Annotated in this window: 18 protein-coding genes and 1 tRNA gene; 8 read left to right on the top strand and 11 right to left on the bottom strand. The window is 69.1% G+C overall.

Annotated features, from left to right (window positions below; all coding sequences use genetic code 11):
• Positions 1–61: 61 nt before the first annotated feature.
• Together ACFORO_RS12260 and ACFORO_RS12255 are read right to left on the bottom strand one after the other, a co-directional pair.
• Positions 62–313, bottom strand: coding sequence for a hypothetical protein (locus tag ACFORO_RS12260; protein ID WP_377870030.1), 252 nt, complete (start codon positions 311–313; stop codon positions 62–64).
• Positions 310–633, bottom strand: a complete 324-nt coding sequence (locus ACFORO_RS12255; protein ID WP_377870031.1) for a helix-turn-helix transcriptional regulator — start codon at positions 631–633, stop codon at positions 310–312. The genes ACFORO_RS12260 and ACFORO_RS12255 overlap by 4 nt, the downstream gene beginning before the upstream one ends.
• 188 nt (positions 634–821) lie before the next feature.
• Here ACFORO_RS12255 and ACFORO_RS12250 point away from each other — a divergent pair, with 188 nt between their 5' ends.
• Positions 822–1,268: a hypothetical protein gene (locus ACFORO_RS12250; protein WP_377870033.1), complete on the top strand. Its 447-nt coding sequence runs from the start codon at positions 822–824 to the stop codon at positions 1,266–1,268.
• 83 nt (positions 1,269–1,351) lie between these two features.
• Entirely contained in the window at positions 1,352–2,047 is a 696-nt protein-coding gene (locus tag ACFORO_RS12245) for a hypothetical protein (protein WP_377870035.1), read from the top strand.
• 107 nt (positions 2,048–2,154) lie between these two features.
• Here the strand turns inward: ACFORO_RS12245 and ACFORO_RS12240 are convergent, their stop codons facing one another.
• Both ACFORO_RS12240 and ACFORO_RS12235 read right to left on the bottom strand, forming a co-directional pair.
• Positions 2,155–3,222 carry a tyrosine-type recombinase/integrase gene (locus tag ACFORO_RS12240; protein WP_377870036.1) on the bottom strand — a complete coding sequence of 356 codons (1,068 nt, stop codon included), beginning with the start codon at positions 3,220–3,222 and terminating at the stop codon, positions 2,155–2,157.
• Positions 3,192–3,265: transfer RNA gene (locus ACFORO_RS12235), tRNA-Ile, on the bottom strand. The genes ACFORO_RS12240 and ACFORO_RS12235 overlap by 31 nt, the downstream gene beginning before the upstream one ends.
• Positions 3,266–3,419: 154 nt before the next feature.
• Here ACFORO_RS12235 and ACFORO_RS12230 point away from each other — a divergent pair.
• Complete coding sequence (locus tag ACFORO_RS12230; RefSeq protein ID WP_377870037.1) at positions 3,420–3,680, top strand: hypothetical protein; 261 nt, start codon at positions 3,420–3,422, stop codon at positions 3,678–3,680.
• A 31-nt stretch (positions 3,681–3,711) separates the two neighbouring features.
• On the opposite strand, the gene ACFORO_RS12225 is transcribed toward ACFORO_RS12230, so the two are convergent.
• On the bottom strand, positions 3,712–4,302 hold the full coding sequence (locus tag ACFORO_RS12225; protein WP_377870038.1) for a TetR/AcrR family transcriptional regulator: 591 nt from the start codon (positions 4,300–4,302) through the stop codon (positions 3,712–3,714).
• 45 nt (positions 4,303–4,347) lie between these two features.
• Between ACFORO_RS12225 and ACFORO_RS12220 the strand changes: the two genes are divergently transcribed.
• Positions 4,348–4,797, top strand: coding sequence for an SRPBCC family protein (locus ACFORO_RS12220; protein WP_377870039.1), 450 nt, complete (start codon positions 4,348–4,350; stop codon positions 4,795–4,797).
• A 42-nt stretch (positions 4,798–4,839) separates the two neighbouring features.
• Here the strand turns inward: ACFORO_RS12220 and infA are convergent, their stop codons facing one another.
• The 3 genes from infA to ACFORO_RS12205 all read right to left on the bottom strand — a co-directional run bounded on the left by infA (position 4,840) and on the right by ACFORO_RS12205 (position 6,609).
• On the bottom strand, positions 4,840–5,061 hold the full coding sequence (infA, locus tag ACFORO_RS12215) for a translation initiation factor IF-1 (protein ID WP_116202922.1): 222 nt from the start codon (positions 5,059–5,061) through the stop codon (positions 4,840–4,842).
• On the bottom strand, positions 5,051–5,833 hold the full coding sequence (locus ACFORO_RS12210) for a GNAT family N-acetyltransferase (RefSeq protein ID WP_377870040.1): 783 nt from the start codon (positions 5,831–5,833) through the stop codon (positions 5,051–5,053). The genes infA and ACFORO_RS12210 overlap by 11 nt, the downstream gene beginning before the upstream one ends.
• A gap of 131 nt (positions 5,834–5,964) precedes the next feature.
• Complete coding sequence (locus ACFORO_RS12205) at positions 5,965–6,609, bottom strand: DsbA family oxidoreductase (protein WP_377870041.1); 645 nt, start codon at positions 6,607–6,609, stop codon at positions 5,965–5,967.
• Between the two features lie 17 nt (positions 6,610–6,626).
• Between ACFORO_RS12205 and soxR the strand changes: the two genes are divergently transcribed.
• On the top strand, positions 6,627–7,079 hold the full coding sequence (gene soxR, locus ACFORO_RS12200) for a redox-sensitive transcriptional activator SoxR (RefSeq protein WP_344284167.1): 453 nt from the start codon (positions 6,627–6,629) through the stop codon (positions 7,077–7,079).
• 249 nt (positions 7,080–7,328) lie between these two features.
• Here the strand turns inward: soxR and ACFORO_RS12195 are convergent, their stop codons facing one another.
• Positions 7,329–9,581 carry an ATP-binding cassette domain-containing protein gene (locus ACFORO_RS12195; protein WP_377870042.1) on the bottom strand — a complete coding sequence of 751 codons (2,253 nt, stop codon included), beginning with the start codon at positions 9,579–9,581 and terminating at the stop codon, positions 7,329–7,331.
• Between the two features lie 427 nt (positions 9,582–10,008).
• Between ACFORO_RS12195 and ACFORO_RS12190 the strand changes: the two genes are divergently transcribed.
• Entirely contained in the window at positions 10,009–11,109 is a 1,101-nt protein-coding gene (locus ACFORO_RS12190; protein ID WP_377870043.1) for an aldo/keto reductase, read from the top strand.
• Positions 11,110–11,521: 412 nt separating this feature from the next.
• On the opposite strand, the gene ACFORO_RS12185 is transcribed toward ACFORO_RS12190, so the two are convergent.
• Positions 11,522–11,824, bottom strand: a complete 303-nt coding sequence (locus ACFORO_RS12185) for a hypothetical protein (RefSeq protein ID WP_377896551.1) — start codon at positions 11,822–11,824, stop codon at positions 11,522–11,524.
• Between the two features lie 254 nt (positions 11,825–12,078).
• Between ACFORO_RS12185 and helR the strand changes: the two genes are divergently transcribed.
• Positions 12,079–14,259 (top strand): RNA polymerase recycling motor ATPase HelR, encoded by a 2,181-nt coding sequence (gene helR, locus ACFORO_RS12180; RefSeq protein ID WP_377870045.1) that lies wholly within the window; start codon positions 12,079–12,081, stop codon positions 14,257–14,259.
• A gap of 3 nt (positions 14,260–14,262) precedes the next feature.
• On the opposite strand, the gene ACFORO_RS12175 is transcribed toward helR, so the two are convergent.
• Positions 14,263–15,228: an Lrp/AsnC family transcriptional regulator gene (locus ACFORO_RS12175; RefSeq protein WP_377870046.1), complete on the bottom strand. Its 966-nt coding sequence runs from the start codon at positions 15,226–15,228 to the stop codon at positions 14,263–14,265.
• A 111-nt stretch (positions 15,229–15,339) separates the two neighbouring features.
• Here ACFORO_RS12175 and ACFORO_RS12170 point away from each other — a divergent pair, with 111 nt between their 5' ends.
• Positions 15,340–16,752, top strand: coding sequence for an amidase (locus ACFORO_RS12170; RefSeq protein ID WP_377870047.1), 1,413 nt, complete (start codon positions 15,340–15,342; stop codon positions 16,750–16,752).
• Positions 16,753–16,861 lie beyond the last annotated feature (109 nt).

The raw sequence follows: 16,861 nt of genomic DNA, 5'->3' as shown, positions 1-16,861 counted from the left end.
CTTCTCTGATTGCTGCTGCCCGTCTCGTGTGTCCGCACGAGGCGGGCGTTCTTTTTGTGGGTCAGGCAGCCCGGCGTCGGGCGCGGGCTTCAGCGGATTTCGCGGCGAGTGCGGTGAAGTACGCCTTCCTCGCGTACTCGGCGCGACGCGCCCGCTCCCCCGGCTCCAGCACGCCCTCCGGGTCCACCTGGCGCTCGAACCGGTCACGGTTCGCGCGGTTCGCGGCCGCGGTCATCTGCTTCCGGTCCGCTGTGGCGAGTCGGCTGTAGATGGCGACCTTGGCGGCGCGGGATCGCTGCTCGGGGGTGCTCATGCTGCTGTCCCGTTCGTGGCCCGCTTCGGCCCCTTGGTCGGTTCGCGTTCCTGTCGACGGGGCGGCGCGACGCGCTCGATCTTCGGCTGAGGCTTCGGCTTCGGTTCCGGGTCGTCCTTGGCCTCGTCGATCAGGTCGTCGACGGGGACGCCGTAGAGAGCTTCCGCGCGGAAGGCGAGGGCGAGGGAAGCCGGCTTGGCGTTCGTTTCGATCTGCCGAAGCGAGCCGCCGGCGATCCCGAGCATCTGGGCGGCCTGGTCGGACGTGATGCCCATCTTGGCGCGGCAGCGTCTCCAGGTTTTCCCGATCGGTCGTGGCATGACTCGATGGTGCACGATGGTGCACTACTTGTCAACGCATGATCGCGCATCGTCTTGAAGTGGTGCGTGATGGTGCGCTACGCTGCGCGTTTGTGAGAGCTAACTACGGTTGCGCCGTTCGACGTAAGCGCGTTCAGCGACAAGTCAGATACCGTGCGTCGCGCACTGTGGTGCGCTATGGTGCACGGGTGGCCGATACGCGACCTCACACACGGAAGTACTCGGAACGTGCCCGCATCCAACTCGGCATCGCGGTGACCCGAGGACGCGAAGCGTCCGGCCACCAATGGCGGCCGTCGTTCGCGAAGGAAGCCAAAATCAGCGTTCGCAGCCTGATCAAACTGGAACAAGGCGAACCGGTCGGAGCACTCGTCTACGAGGCCGCCGCGAGAGCACTCCCCGGCTGGACCGAAGACACCCCGGTCGCGATCCTTGAAGGCGGCGAAATCCCCGCAACCACGCCGACCGCCGCCGACCTCTACCCGCCAGAGGTCTACGAGCGCGAGCCGCGCGGCGAGGTCGAGCACGAGATGCTCGCGATCCGCGGCGAGACCGACGACGTGAAGTGGTCCTACATCATCGACCGGCGGAAGCGGCTGTACGACGAGAAACACTCCGGAGTTAGGCGAGGCTAAACACTGCTCCGTCCGGTTATTCGTAGGGTTGCGAAACGATTAATCGGTGGAAAACCGCCGTTCAGAGGAATATTCGTGGAGCAGTGATATTCCTTCTACTGGCCGCAACGGCCCTGCTCGCCGTGATCGCGGCCGTCATGATCCATAACGCGTTGGCGTTGCGTCGGCTGCATCGACGGCTCGACGCGCGCGCCCGGCTCGAACAACTGAGCCGCGCCCCCGACGACGACGGCGGCGGCCGTCGCGCGACAGAACCCGTCCTCCGCGTCATCAAAGGCGGTGCCACTCTCGTGGTCGGTGCTGCCGCCGTAACGATCGCCTGGACGAGAGAACATCCGGCCGCGGCGTTCGTCGCACTGGCCGGGGCAGTCGCGACGACGGCGTTCGTGGCGGCGTCGAGCCCCTTCGGGGCCGGTCCCGACACCGGCAGCCCGATGGCTGCACCGCCGGAGCCTCCGCCCGCGCTCACTGTCACGCCGAGCCAGCCGCCGCCAGCCACGACGTCAGTCCCGGCGCCTGCAGCGCTGCCGTCGACAACGATGTCAGCTCAGCCGCCACGGGCCGCGACACCATCGGCCGCGAACAGCGACCGGGCCACCGGCGAGCCGCCGCCCGCACTGGTCGTCACCCGGACGACCACCGCGCAGCCGCATCCGGCACCGCCGGGCACGTCGCCCCCGCAACCGACCGCAACGACCCCCGCACCGAAACCGCCCGCTCCCGCACCCTGCGGGATCGACGTCAACCTGCGACCGATCATCAACCTGTGTGTGCTCTGAACCCGAACCGGTGCGGCTGCTTCCCCCAGCCCCCGCACGGTTCCCCGTAAAACTGCGGGGGGGGGGCTTCTTCAGCCTCTTTTCCCCTTCTCCCCCAACGCTTTCCGTCACGTCAAACGACTGATCAAATTCGCTTTCTTGTGCGCCGCGACCGCCCGCTCGTCCGCCGCCGACGCCCCGTAGCGGCCCAGCATCTCCCGCGACCGCCAGCCGGCCAGCCGCATCAGATCCTGTTCCTGACCGCCCTCGGCGAGCCACCGGTGCGCGAACGTGTGCCGGAACCGGTGCGGGTACACGTGCGGCACCTTCGCGTCGTCCGCGCGCCGATTGAACAGCTGCCGGATCCCCCACTCGGTGAGCCTTCCCTTGCGTCCCAGCCACATCCCCGTCGTGCGGTCCGCGTGCGGATGACGCGCCCGCGCGCGCAGATAGCGGCGGAGCGCGGCACCGGTCGCTGCCCCGAACGGCACCGCCCGGCCGCGGCGACCCTTGCCGAGGACGTGGGCGACATCGGCATCGAAGTCGAAGTCTTCGATGTCCAGGGACGCGACCTCGTCGCAGCGGGCGCCGGTGTCGATGAAGAACAGCAGGAGGGCGCGGTCGCGCAGGTTCTCGAAGGTGCGGCCTGTCGTGGTGTCCAGCAACGCTTTCAGTTGGTCCTCGGTGAGGATGTCGACGGGCTGCTCCGGCACGGCGGGGGCCTTCATCTTCGCCATCGGGGACACGTCGATCTCGCCTTCGACGTCTTCCAGCCAGCGCCAAAGCTGTTGCAGCGTACGGAAATACTTGTTGACGTACGCATCAGACAGGGGTTTCCCGGTGCGTTTGTTCGGGCGTTCCTGAAGATCGATGATGAACTCTTCGACGTGCGCTTTTTCGATCTCCGACGCGCCGGTTGGCATCTCCTTGGCGATGAGAAAGTCGATGAAGTCTCCGGCGACCCGAAGGTAGGAGTCGATCGTGTTCTTGGACTTGTTTTCGGCCTTGAGATGCCGTCTCCAGTCCGGGAGCAGCTCTCTGAGGTCATCTATCGCGAGGGTGTCTGCGGGGGCGTTCATGGCGGAGACGGTACGCCGCGAACCTCCGCTTGTCCCTTGTTGTTTGAGCGACGTACGGGATAGTCTGGTGCAGAAACCGCAGGTAGTGGGCCGGGTCGGGCTCGAACCGACGGCCAAGGGATTATGAGTCCCCTGCTCTAACCAACTGAGCTACCGGCCCCTGGGTTCGCTTCCGCAGGTCGATCCCCCCAGTTCACGTCAACTTAGCACAGGGTCCGCGCGGGCCGGGGAGTGTAGGCCGATCGGGTCGGGAGCCCTCGCGAGAGCCTTCGGTCGCCTAGATTGCTGGGGTCGGGTCCCGAGAGGAGACCGCCATGCCCATCCCAGGACGGGTTCCGCTCGCGCTTCTCGACGCTCTCGCCGCCGGGCTCGGGCTGGGGTATCTCGCTCGCGTCTACCGGGACACCCTGATTTCGCACGGGCCGGTCCTGTCGATCGCCGCGGTCGTCGTTGCTGCGGTAATCGTCGTGGCATACCGGGGATACCGCGCGCTTCGCAGTGCGAACAGCCGCCTGGGCGCGATAATCGCGGACGAGCTGTCCCGTCGCAAGCCGTCGCCGCGACCTCGGCGGTGAGCGCGGGATCCGTTGCGGCCGTGGGGGAAAATCACTTTCCTAGCGCGACAATGGCACCGTACAAGCCGGGAGCGAGTGCGTCGGCGAGGCCGCCCGGTGGCACTGCTTCGCGCAGAAGGTGCAGCCACGCGAAAACTGAGCCGAGCAGCATCGCGTGCACTGCGGGCACTTCGGGTCGCCGGGCGAGTTCGCCGCGGGCGATCGCGCGGTCTAGCACCTCCACCAGGTAGGCACGTTCCCGGATCAGGAACAGTTCGCCGAGTCGGGCGGTGGGGGCGTTTTCGGTGCGGAGGTCGGCGAGCAAGCCGGGCAAGGCGTTTCGCACTTGCGGTCCATCCAAAGCGGACTGAATGTCGGCGAGAACGCCTGCCACGTCACCGCGCAGGGTGCCGGTGTCGGGCGGCGGCGCCAGTGCGTCGTCGTGCACGACGGCCGCGAACACGAGTTCCGCTTTCGACTTCCAGCGCCGGTAGAGCGCCGCCTTGCCGACCCCGGCGCGCGCGGCGATCGCGTCGACCGTGCACCGCTGGTAGCCGACCTCCTCCAGCAGTTCGTTGACCGCGGCGCGCACCGCCTCGTCGATCCCCTGCTCCCGCGGCCGTCCGCGCCGGTTGTGCGTCATAGCGCACAGTTTACGAGACTGCCAGTTCCGTATATCTTCGGGGGCATGACCTGGGACAAAACCTCCACCCGGACCCTCGCCGTTGACCCGGCCGCGCTCTGGGACGTCCTCGCCGACGTCGAGAACTGGCCGCGCTGGGACCCGGACGTCGCGCGCGTCGTCCTGCACGGGCCGGTCGCTGCCGGATCGACCGGATTCCTTTACCCCAGCGGCGGATTCCGCGGCGGCGTGCACGCGAAGATCGCGAAGGACTTCACCTTCACGAGCTGGCGGCCCGGACACGAGTTCACGCTCTGCCAGCCCGTCCCGCTCGGGCGGATGGACCTCCGGCTGAGCGTCGCGGCCGTCCCCGGCGGGGCCGAGCTGACCCAGCGCATCGTCCTCGACACCCCGCTGCGGGCGGTGATGGTGCGGATCATCGGCGCCGACGTCGTGGCGAACTTCGGCCGGAAATGCGACGCGCTGACCCGGCTCGCCACCGCGAAAACGAGCTGACCGCCCTTGCGGTCCCAGCCGGGACCGCAAGGGCGGACCGGACTAGTTCCGGTACCGGAACAGGATCCGGCCCCGGTCGAGGTCGTACGGGCTCAACTCCACCAAAACCCGGTCATACGGCACGATCTTGATGAAGTTCTTCCTGATCTTGCCGCTGATGTGGGCCAGCACGTGGTGCCCGTTCGCCAGCTCGACGGTGAACCGGGCGTCGCGCAGGCACTCGACCACGGTTCCCTCGACTTCGATCCCGCCCTTACCGGCCATGGCGCATCAGCTCCACCGTGCTGTTCGCCCGCCGCGCGCCGACGCCCTCGAACAGGGCCGTCGCCGCCGCATTCGCCTCGTTCACCTCGGCCGACGCCGTCTTGATCCCTGCTCGGTGCAGGACGTCGAGTGCGTGAAGCAACAACCCGCGCGCGATGCCCCGGCGTTGCCGATCCGCCCGGACGGCGATGAGCCCGATCCGGGGCAGGCGTGTCACCTGAACCACGCGGATCAGACCCACGTATTCGCCGCCTTCGACAGCGACGGCGTACTTCGACGGATCCACGACAGTGTCGCCAGCCGGGTGCGGCAGGACCTCAGCTGGCATTTCCGACCAGCCGACGGTCGCCTCGACCTCGGCGCGGACGACGCGGTCGAGCTCGCGCAACAGGCCCTCTTCAGCGGATCCGGCGGGCACGAACGTGATACCCGGCGGCGGGACAACCGGGCCCGGGTCTGTGGGCACGACGTACTCCCACTCGCGCCGGTGGATCGTCAGACCGGCCTGTTGCCAGCCGTCCAGCAGTTCGTGGTCGGTCTCGTCGACCACGGTGTGGACGGGGCCCGGCAGCGCGGCCAGCATTTCGCGGGCGAGCTGGTCGAAGACGGAGCGGTGCCAGGCGTCGATGCTCAGGAAAACCCGTCCGTCGGGGCGGGTGGTGGCCTCGCCGCGACCGGCCAGCCTGCCGTCGTCCAGCGCCTGCCACAGTCCGGGTTCGGCCCGGGTGATGCTCACCGCGGGCTCGCCCTCGGTGAAACGCACAGTGTCCATGATGGTCACCTTTCGGAGTGCCTTCTGCTCAAGGCGCTCCTGGCAACCCCTACGTCAGTCGCCCGACCGTGACGACACGGGGAGCACCCACATCGAAACAGCGTTCATGGGGCTCACCTCCCGGTGTCGAGTCACGGTCGTGGCGAACCATAACGGCGGCCTGATGACCCCGTCCACCGATTTAATTCGTCCTCAGCACCACCTTGCCGCGACCGTGTCCGACGGCCACCTCGCGATGGGCGCTCGGTCGATTTCGCCTTAGCTGCCGACCGGACGAATTCCGTCAGTTCCGCGACGCTGCGTGCCCCGGCGAGAAGACGGTCGCCATGCACCACGGTCGGCACAGAATGGATCCCGCGCGACTGTCCTTCTTCGTGATCTGCCAACACTTCCGCCGCGCAGTCCTCGTTCTCGCCGAGCGCGAGCACCTCGTCGCGCTCCAATCCGGTCTTCAAGTCCGCCAGCACATTCCACTCCGCGAGATCGAGGTTGTCCCGCAGATGCGCGGCGAACATCGCTTCCCACGCAAGAGTTTCGGCGAGTCCCCGTGCGACGGCGAGCTTGAGCACCCGATGCGCGGGCCGGGAATCGAGCGCCCAGGCGGTGTCCATGCGAATCGTCAGCCCGTCCGCGCGCCCCGCCTGCTCGATCCGGTCTCGGCGGTGTCCCCATTCCGCCTCGCTGATCCCCCATTCGACCGCGGCGACCTCGCCGGGACAACCGCCGCCATCCGGGCGGTGCTTACAGTGGACTTCATCAAGCGGACTTGATGTCAAGCACGGAAAGAGCTGCCATGCCCCAGATCACGCGCGAGGTCGTCTGGCTGAAGCCGGGACAGATCGCCGAACGCGCCGGCGTGAGCGTCCCGACGCTGCACTATTACGAGAGCCGAGGGCTCATCGCGAGCAGGCGCACGAGCGGCAACCGGCGCGAGTACCGCCGCGACACGCTGCGCATGATCGCGTTCATCCGGACCGCGCAGCGCGTCGGGGTGTCGCTGGAAGAGATCAAGGACGCGCTCGCCGAACTGCCGGACCAGCGCATCCCCACCAAACGCGACTGGGAGCGCATCTCCCGCCGCTGGCACGACCGCCTCACCGCCCGGATCGAGGAGCTGACCGCGCTGCGCGACCGCTTCACCGACTGCATCGGCTGCGGTTGCCTGTCGCTGAAATCCTGCCCGTACTCGAATCCGGACGACGTCCTCGGACAGGGCGGCGCGGGGGCGCGGCGGTTCCCGCATTAGGTTCCCGCGCGCTCCCCGTGCCGCACGGCTTCCCGCGCCTCTCGCCTCACGGAGCGCGGGTCGTGAGGGGAACTTTGGTCCGTGAAGGTGGCCCTCACGGACGTCGGCGGGTCGTGAGGGCCACCTTGAGGGACTCAGAGTCCGTGCGGGTTCCCCTCACGGACCCGAACTGCCGTGAAGGTGGCCCTCACGGAATCAGCAAGCCGGGCAGCGCGGGTGGAACGGCCCCGCGCGCCGGAGGGGCCACCGCTATCCGCCGAGCGCCGCCCGGAAGTACCGTCCCGTCGCGCCGTCGTGCTCGGCGAGTCCCTTCGGCGTGCCGGTGTAGAGCACCTGGCCGCCGTTCTCGCCCGCGCCGGGGCCGAGGTCGAGCACCCAGTCCGCGGCGGCGACCACGTGCAGCGAATGCTCGACCACGACGAGCGTCCGGCCCTCGTCGACGAGCCGGTCCAGCAGCGCCACCATCCGCGTGGTGTCGCTGGGATGCAGGCCCGCGGTCGGTTCGTCGACGAGCAGGTCGTCGCTGGTCGAGTCGAGCTGGCGGGCGAGTTTCAGTCGCTGCCGCTCGCCGCCGGAGAGGGTGTCGAGCGTGCGGCCGCTCGCCAGGTGCCCGAGTCCCAGCTCGCCGAGCAGCGCGGCCAGCCGGACCACGTCCGGATGCGGCACATACCGCGCCAGCGCCGACACCGGCGTGCCCAGGACCTCCAGCACAGTCCGTCCTTCGAGCCGCGTTTCCAGTGCCTCCGGACGGAATCCGGTCGCGTTGCACTCCTCGCACGGCGTGTCGACGTCCTCCAGGAACGCCAGATCGGTCCGCCGGACACCGGTGCCGCGACAGGCCGGGCACCCGCCCTGCGAACGCGGGTTGAACAGCTTCGGCGACTCGCCGCTCACCTCGGCGAACGCGCGCTGCACCGGCTCCGCCAGCCCGAGCCAGGTGCCGACCGTCGACCGCGACGTCGCGACGATCTGGCTCTGGTCGACCACCGTGAACCGCGGGTGCCGCTCGGCGAGCTCGCCCGCCAGTGTCGACTTCCCGGACCCTGCTACCCCGGTGATCACCGTGAGCACGCCCGTCGGCACATCGACGTCGATGTCGCGCAGGGTGTGTCGGCCCAGCCCGCGCAACGGCAGCCAGCCGGTCGGTTCCCGCAGCGTGTCCTTGAGCCGGACACCCGTGCGCAGCGCCCGCGCGGTCGTCGTGTCCGCATTCCGCAATTCCGCCGGCGGACCGTGAAACACCACGCGCCCGCCCGCTTCCCCCGCTCCAGGACCCAAGTCGATCACGTGGTCCGCGGCCACCATCACCGCTTCGTGGTGGTCCACCACGAGCACTGTGTTGCCGTGATCACGCAACCGTCGCAGTACGTCGACGAGGGACGCGACGTCGGCCGGATGCAGCCCGTCCGTCGGTTCGTCGAGCACGTACGTGAGGTCGGTGAGGCTCGATCCCAAGTGCCGCACCAGTTTCAGCCGCTGCGATTCGCCGCCGGACAACGTCGGCGTCGCGCGGTAACAGTGCAGATGCCCGAGGCCGAGCGTGATCATCGATTCCAGCCGCAACCGCAGCGCCGCCACCAGCGGACGCGCCCACTCGTGCTCGACTCCGGCGCAGAATTCGAGCAGTCCGGCCGCGTCGCGGTATCCGAGGTCCACAATGGACAGACCGTTGACCCGGCTCTCCCGAGCGGCCGGGGCGAGCCTGCTGCCGCCGCAGTCCGGGCACGGCCGCTGCCGGGTCACGTCGGCCAGCGCCGCCCGCACCGCCGGCCCCATCTTGGCCTCGCGTTCGACCAGCAGGCGCCGGATCCGCGGCACCATCGACTGGTATTTCGCGCTGGCCGGGAAGCGGGGCAGCGGATTCGGCGGCTTCTGCGTCGGTCCGTGCAGCAGGAACTGCACCAGTTCCTCAGGCCACTCTCGCAACGGCAGATCGTTGTCGAAGAATCCCGAGTAGACATAGCGCTTCCAGATCCAGCTGTCGATCGCGAAACTGGGGAAGACCATCGCGCCGTCGTTGAGCGAACGGCCGCGGTCGATCATCCGCTCGCCGTCGATGTCGGTGACCGTGCCGAGCCCCGCGCACGCCGGGCACATGCCGGACGGATCGTTGAAGGAGTAGGCGGGCGAGTACCCCGCGGACGGTTCGCCCAGGCGGGAGAACAACATCCGCAGCATCGTCCACACCTCGGTCGCGGTGCCGACCGTCGACCGCGAATTCGTGCCGAGCGGCCGTTGGTCCACTACGACGACGGTGGTCAGCCCGCTCAGCGAACTGGCTTCGGGAGCCGGATCGTGCGGCAGTTTGGTCCGGACGAACGCGGGCATCGTCGAGTACAGCTGCCGCCGCGACTCGGCCGCCAGCGTCGCGAACGCCAGCGACGACTTGCCGGACCCGGAAACACCGGTGACCGCGACCAGCTGATGCTTCGGAATGTCGACGTCCACGTCGGCGAGGTTGTGCGTGCGCACACCGCGGAGGCTGATCATGTTCGACGGCATGTACTGCAGCGTACGTCCCGGCGGGGGTTCGGGTGGGACGGGTTGAGCCGGGCGGGATGGGGTGAGCCTGGCTGCGGCTGGCGAAGTTCGGCTGTACGGGTCGGCGGCTCGCGGCTGGCGGGCAGAGGGACGCTCGGCTGGGCGGACCGGCGGTCGCTGCCGGACCGAGTTGCAGTTCGGCGGGCTGCGGCTGGAGCGGCTGAGCGGGGCGGGGTCGGCAGGCCGTTGCTCGGCCGGTTGCAGTCTCGACGGGCTGCGACTGGGCCGCTTGTGACTCAGCGGGTCCGGGCTGGGCTCCGCTGGCCGCCCCATCCTGCTCGGCACTCCCCCAGCTTCTGGACTTGCTGGTCCATTTTTCCGAGGGCACCCTGGCCGAGCCAGGCGGGCACGGCCCGCGCGTGTTTTCGGGAACGGAGCGATGACCCCGATGTCTCTTGACCAGTATTACCTGCTCGGCCGGTCCGGATTGCGGGTCAGCAGGCTCGCGCTCGGCACGATGAATTTCGGCACCGACGGGTTCCACGCGGCCTACGGGAAATCCGAGGAGGAGGCGCGGCCGATCTTCCGCAAGTACGTCGAGGAAGGCGGCAATTTCATAGACACAGCGGACTTTTACACCGCGGGCGAGAGCGAGCGGCTGCTCGGAAAGTTCATCGCCGAGACGGGCGAGCGGGATCGGCTGGTGCTGACGTCGAAGTTCACCAACAGCGTCGACCCGGGCGACCCGAACGCGGGCGGCAACGGCCGCAAGCACATGATCCGGTCGGTGGAGGCGTCCCTGCGGCGGCTGGGCACCGATTATCTCGACCTGTTCCTGCTGCACACGTGGGACCGGATCACGCCGGTCGAGGAGGTGCTGCGGACGTTCGACGATCTGGTGCGGGCGGGGAAGATCCGGTACGCCGGGCTGTCCGACGTGCCCGCGTGGTACGCGAGCCGCGCGCAGACACTCGCCGACTCGCATTCGCTGCCGCCGATGATCAGTCTTCAGCTGCCGTACTCGCTGATCGAGCGGACGATCGAGACCGAGCACGTCCCGGCGGGTCAGGAGCTAGGACTGGGAATCACCGCGTGGAGCCCGCTCGGAAGCGGGTTTCTGAGCGGCAAATACCGCAGCTCATCGGCTGGCCTCAGCGGCGAAGGACGGTTGACGGGTGCGGCCGAGGCTTGGAGCGCGCAACAGTGGGAACTGCTGAAGACGCTCGAGACTGTCGCCGACGAGCTGAACGTGACGATGGCGCAGGTCGCGATCAACTGGGTGGCGACGCAGCCGGGCATCGCGTCGGCGATCGTCGGGGCGAGCAGCGCCGGCCAACTGGACGCGACGATGCACGCGCTCGACTTCACCCTGCCCGCCGACCTGCGCGACGCCCTGGACCGCGCGAGCGAGGTGCCGCCGGCCGGGCCGTACCGGATGTTCACGCCGGACTACCAGTCGTGGCTGATCAACCCGGGCGCGAAGGTGGGCGACAAGCCGGATGGCTATCGGCCGGTGGTGCGCAACTGGGTGCCGGCGAAGCAGCCGTGAACCGCGCGGGATTCCGCGCACTGGTGAAAAATTGATTTCCCTCGCCCTTTCTAAGATATAGCGCACCCCGGGGCTTGCCGCAAGCCCCGGGGGATGCCGCAGAATCGCTGCTCGACCATGCAATTCGGGCTGCCGGGAGCGAACGTGCGATTGTTGCGGGCAGGTTCAGGGCTTGGGGTGTGCGGGAAAGCCGCGTCGGCAGCGATGGGCCCGATGCGACCGCCGAGGGCGCGTTCGCGCGGCTCCTTAAGGACTCTCGCGCCGAACGGGGTGACCGCACGGCCGCACGCCATCGATGACTGGCGTACGACTCCGCAAGCGAGCCGGAGCCGCAGCGAGCCCTTCCCGGCAATGCTGAGTCCGCCCGGCTCGACCTGGCCCAGCTCGTTCCGCCCGACTCGCCTCCGCCGCCTCACCCGGCCCAGCTCGGCTCGCCCGGCCCAGCCCAGCTCGCCTGCCCAGCCCAGCTCGACTCGCCTGCCCAGCCCAGCTCGACTCGCCTGCCCAGCCCAGCTCGACTCGCCTGCCCAGCCCAGCTCGACTCGCCTGCCCAGCCCAGCTCGGCTCGCCTGCCCAGCCCAGCTCGGCTCGCCTGCCCGGCCCAGCTCGGCTGCCCGGCCTGGCTCGCCTGCCCCTCCTCGCCCGACTTGGCTGGCCCGATCGCGGTGCCCCAAGCCGCCCGCCATGGCCCGACCCGCCATCGCCAGGCGAGCACCACGCCAGGGCCAGGCCGCCGAAACTGGATGCTTAGCTCGTCGCGGCCCAAAGCTCCTTCAGTCGCTTCATAACGCTGGTGCACCCGAAGCGGCTTGACCAGCCACCGCAACCCGCCGCGAGACAAAGCCGGAAAAGCAACCAGCCCACCACGCCACTTGACAGAAGGTGGACAATAAAAAATCGACGCGTCTTCACCAGGAAATCAGAAGTTCGCGCCGAATCTGGGTTCAGAATAACAGCAGCGAGGGGCACGTGTCAACTCAGGGGTACGAAGAAGAACTGCGGTCCGAACAGGACTACGTCGCCGGGCTGTACCGGCGGCTCGACGACGAGCGCGAGCGGGCCGATGGGCGTTACACCGCTGCCCTCAAGCGAAACGACGGGACTCCGGGCGAGCGCGAGGTCGAGGTGCGCGCCCTTACGCGCGAAAAGCGGCGGTTGGCGTTCGCCGACTCCGGGTTGTGTTTCGGGCGACTCGACTCGCTCGGAGGCGGCCATTCCTACATCGGCCGGGTCGGGCTTTTCGATCAGGACGACGAGTACAAACCCGTTCTTCTCGACTGGCGCGCTCCGGCGTCGAGCGCGTTTTACACCGCTACCGCCGCCACGCCCGAGGACATGCGGCGGCGGAGGCAGTTCCACACGCATGGCCGCCAAGTCACGTCTTTCACCGACGAGGTCTTCGGGCGGCCCGGCAGCGACGAGGAGAACGACGCCGACGCCGCGCTGCTCGCCGCGGTCAACGCGCCCCGCGGCGAGGGGATGCGGGACATCGTCGCGACGATCCAGGCCGAGCAGGACCGCATCATCCGGCTCGACCATCCCGGCGTCCTGGTCATCGAGGGAGGGCCGGGAACCGGGAAAACGGTCGTGGCGCTCCACCGCGTCGCGTATCTGCTCTACACGCAGCGCGAGCGGATGGAGCGCCACGGCGTCCTCGTTCTCGGGCCGAATCCGTCGTTCCTGAACCACATCGGCCGCGTGCTGCCGTCGCTCGGCGAGTCCGACGTGGTGTTCACCACTCCGGGCGGGCTGCTTCCGGGGCTGCGAACGCACGTCGAGGACGAGCCGGAAATCGCGCAGTTCAAGGGGTCTCTGCGGATGCTCGACGTCCTCAACGCGGCGGTCGCGGACCGGCAGGAGCTGCCGCCGGAGCCGATCCTGATCGAACTTCGCGACACCACGGTCCGGATTGACGCGGCAACGGCCGAGTGGGCTCGCGACGAGGCGAGGCAGAGCGGACGGCCGCACAACGAGGTGCGGGCGGTGTTCGTCGAGATCGTCACGTACGTGCTCACCGAACGCGCCATGGCCCGCATCGGGCGCGGTTGGCTCACTCGCGACGACAAGGAGGAGTGGGAGGACCTCCGTTCCACGCTCGTCAAGGAACTTCTCTCCGACAAGGCGTTCGTCAAGGCGATCGACCGGCTCTGGCCGATCCTCACCCCGGAAAGCCTGCTGGCCACGCTGTATTCCTCCCCCGCCCGGCTCGACGCGGCCGGTGCCAGCCCGGCGCTGCTGCGCGAGCGGGGAGACGCCTGGACGGTGTCGGACGTCCCGCTCCTGGACGAGCTGATCGACCTCCTCGGCAAGGCACCGGACCGGGCGAAACAGAAGGAGGACAAGGCCGAACGCGAGGCGGAGGCCGAGTACGCGGCCGGTGTGCTGGACATCATGCGGCTCGACCGCGAGGAGATGGACGAGGACATCGGCCTGTCCGCGGAGCACCTGCTCTACGACACCGATCTGGCCGAGCGGTTCGTCGAGTACGACACCCGCGACCTCGCCGAACGCGCCGCCGCGGACCGGGACTGGACCTACCGGCACGTCGTCGTCGACGAGGCCCAGGAACTGTCCGAAATGGACTGGCGGGTCCTCATGCGGCGCTGTCCGAGCCGGTCGTTCACCGTGGTCGGCGACCTGGCGCAGCGCCGGTCGGCGGCGGGGGCGACGGACTGGGGCACGATGCTGGATCCGTATGTCCCGGGCCGCTGGGCCTACCGGTCGCTCACCGTCAACTACCGCACCCCGGCGGAAATCATGGCCGTCGCGGGCGCGGTGCTGGCGGAGTTCGCGCCGGGGGTCGAGCCGCCGGAATCGGTTCGCGCGTGCGGGGTCCGGCCGTGGTCGAGGAAGGTCACCGACGGCGAATTGCCTGCCGCGGTGGAGGAATTCGTCCGCGACGAGGCAGGCCGGGAAGGGACCAGCGTCGTGATCGGGCCGCCCGACGTGCCGGGTGCGGTGCAGGCGTCGGAGACGAAGGGGCTGGAGTACGACGCCGTGCTTCTCGTGGACCCGGACCGGATTCTGGCGGACGGTCCGCGCGGCGCGGCCGAGCTGTATGTCGCGCTTACCCGTGCGACGCAACGGCTCGGCGTGCTGCACCGCGGCGCGTTGCCGTCGGTGCTGAACGGGTTGGCGGAGAGGGTGTAACCGTCAGGAGCGCAGCTCGGGAGCGAGGACGCTGCTGCGCTTCAACGCCTTCAGCACCACCCCGGTATGCACCGAATCCGCCTGCCGGGACCATCCGGAGCTGCCGACGAACTCGTGCAACGCGGCGATGTCGGGCAAGGTCACGTCAGCCAGCAGCTGATACTCGCCCGTCATCGCCGCCGCGTACCGCACGTACGGCGAGGCCAGCAACGCCCGGCCGATGTCGTCGACGTCGTGCGGGCGGCACCGGATCCACAGCAGCGCCTCGACCGGCAGCCCGAGCACGGCCGGCTCCACCACCGCTCGGATGAAGACCTTTTCCTCCCGCCGCAACGCTTCCAGCCGGCGGCGGACGGTCGATTCCGAGATCCCGGCGGCGCGGGCGAGCTCCTCGTGGGTCCGCCGGCCGTCCTCGCGCAGCGCGCGCACGATGGCGCGTTCGTCGCTGCTGAAGTCGACGCCGTCGGGCTGCCGGGGCTGCGGGGTCGGCTGCGGCAGCGAGGAGATCGCCGACGTCTCGGAAGGGCTGAGCAGGCCGGGCTGCCATTCGTGGATGGTGCGGTAGTAGCGGGTGACGGTATCGGCCGTCAGATCGAGCAGGCCGGGGATTGCCGCCATCTCGTCGAACATGAAGGTCGGCAGCCGGTTGCGGTCGCAGAAGACCTCGGCGACCAGTTCGCCCTGTCCGGTGATCAGGTAGCAGAAGCTCGTCTCCGGCCGTCCCGCGAGCGCGGTGCCCGCCGGACGGCCGAGCCCGGCCCGGCAACGGCCGCGGACCAGCAGCGGCACGCCGTGCGGCGAAACGGCGACAACCGTCACGACGCCGGTGCGCAGCAGGTGCGTCCCGCGACGGGCCACCGTGCGCTCCGGCGCGTCCAGCACCTCGGCGATCCGCCGCCAGGACGCGCGGCCGTCGACTTGCAGCGCACCGGCGATCCGGCGGTCGAGGGGGTCCAGCCGTGCGGTCATCAGCCAACACTGTGGCTGATTCCGTCATTTGTCGAGCAGCTCTTGTCCGACCCCGGCAGTACGCGCGAAGCTGACGTCGCGAACGGACACCGGGGTCAGGAAGGGAAGCCAGTGAGCGCCGAGGAGATCTGTTACCTGCCCGCCCGCGAACTGGCCCGGCGGCTGCGCACCCGCGAGGTGTCCGCCCGCGAGGTCCTGCAGGCGCATCTCGACCGGATCGAGCAGGTCAACCCCCAGATCAACGCCATCGTCACGCTCACCGCCGAGCGTGCGCAGAGCGAGGCCGCGGCCGCCGACGAACGTCTCGCGCACGGCGAGGAGGTCGGTCCGCTGCACGGGATTCCGGTGGCGCACAAGGACACGCACGACGTCGCCGGGGTCCGCACCACCTACGGCTCCCCCATTTTCGCCGACCACGTGCCGGACAGCGACACGCTCGTCGTCGAGCGGATCCGCAACGCCGGCGCGATCACGCTCGGCAAGACGAACGCGCCGGAGTTCGGGGCCGGTTCGCACACGATGAACCCGGTCTTCGGGGCCACGCGCAACCCGTATCGGCGGGATCTGTCCGCTGGCGGCAGCAGTGGCGGCGCGGCGGCGGCGCTGGCCGCGGGCCTGCAGCCGCTCGCCGAGGGCAGCGACATGGGCGGTTCGCTGCGCAATCCGGCGTCGTTCTGCAACGTCGTCGGCCTGCGTCCGTCACCGGGACGCGTGCCGACCTGGCCGGCGACGCTGCCGTGGGAGGCGCTGGGCGTGCAGGGGCCGATGGGGCGGACAGTCGCGGACGTCGCGCTGCTGCTGTCCGTGATCGCCGGGCACGACGAGCGCAACCCGATCTCGCTCGACCAGCCCGCCGCGCCGTTCGCCGGATCGCTCGACGCCGACCTCGCGGGTCTGCGGGTGGCGTGGTCGCCGGATCTGGGCGGCCTGCCGGTCGACCCCGCGGTCACCGCTGTGCTGGAACCGGCGGTGAAGGTGTTCGCGGATCTCGGCTGCCGCGTCGAACCGGCCTGCCCGGACCTCGCCTCCGCCGACGAGGTGTTCCGCACCTTGCGAGGATGGCTTTTCCACGCCGGGTTCAGCGGCCTGCTCGAAGAGCATCCCGACAAGATGAAGCAGACTCTCAAGGACAACATCGCTTTCGGCGCAACGCTTTCCGGCGCGGACATCGCGACCGCACAGACACGGCAGCTGCAGCTCATCAGCGGGATGCAGGAGTTCTTCACCCAGTACGACCTGCTGCTCGCGCCGGTGAGCCAGGTGCCGTCGTTCCCGGTGGAGTGGGAGTATCCGGAAACCGTTGCCGGGCAACCGATGCACGACTACCTGGAGTGGATGCGCTCGGCGTATTCGATCTCGGCGACCGGCTGCCCGGCGCTGTCGGTGCCCGCGGGGTTCACCGGCGACGGACGTCCGGTCGGTCTGCAGATCATCGCGCCAATGCGGGGCGAGCTAGGACTGTTGCGCGCCGCGCACGCTTTCGAGCAGGCCACCGGGCACGGGAATCGGCGGCCGGTCTTCTGAGCCGCCCAGCTCGAGCCAAGGTCCGTGAAGGGCTCCTTCCGGGAATTAGATTCCAATGCCAGGGACTTATTGATCCGTAACTCAAATCTGTCGTAGTCGTTGACGGTGC

Source organism: Amycolatopsis halotolerans, assembly GCF_042647905.1.
GTDB lineage: Bacteria > Actinomycetota > Actinomycetes > Mycobacteriales > Pseudonocardiaceae > Amycolatopsis > Amycolatopsis halotolerans.
Note: the sequence above shows the minus strand (reverse complement) of the source record. Positions and strands in the feature narration are given on the sequence as shown.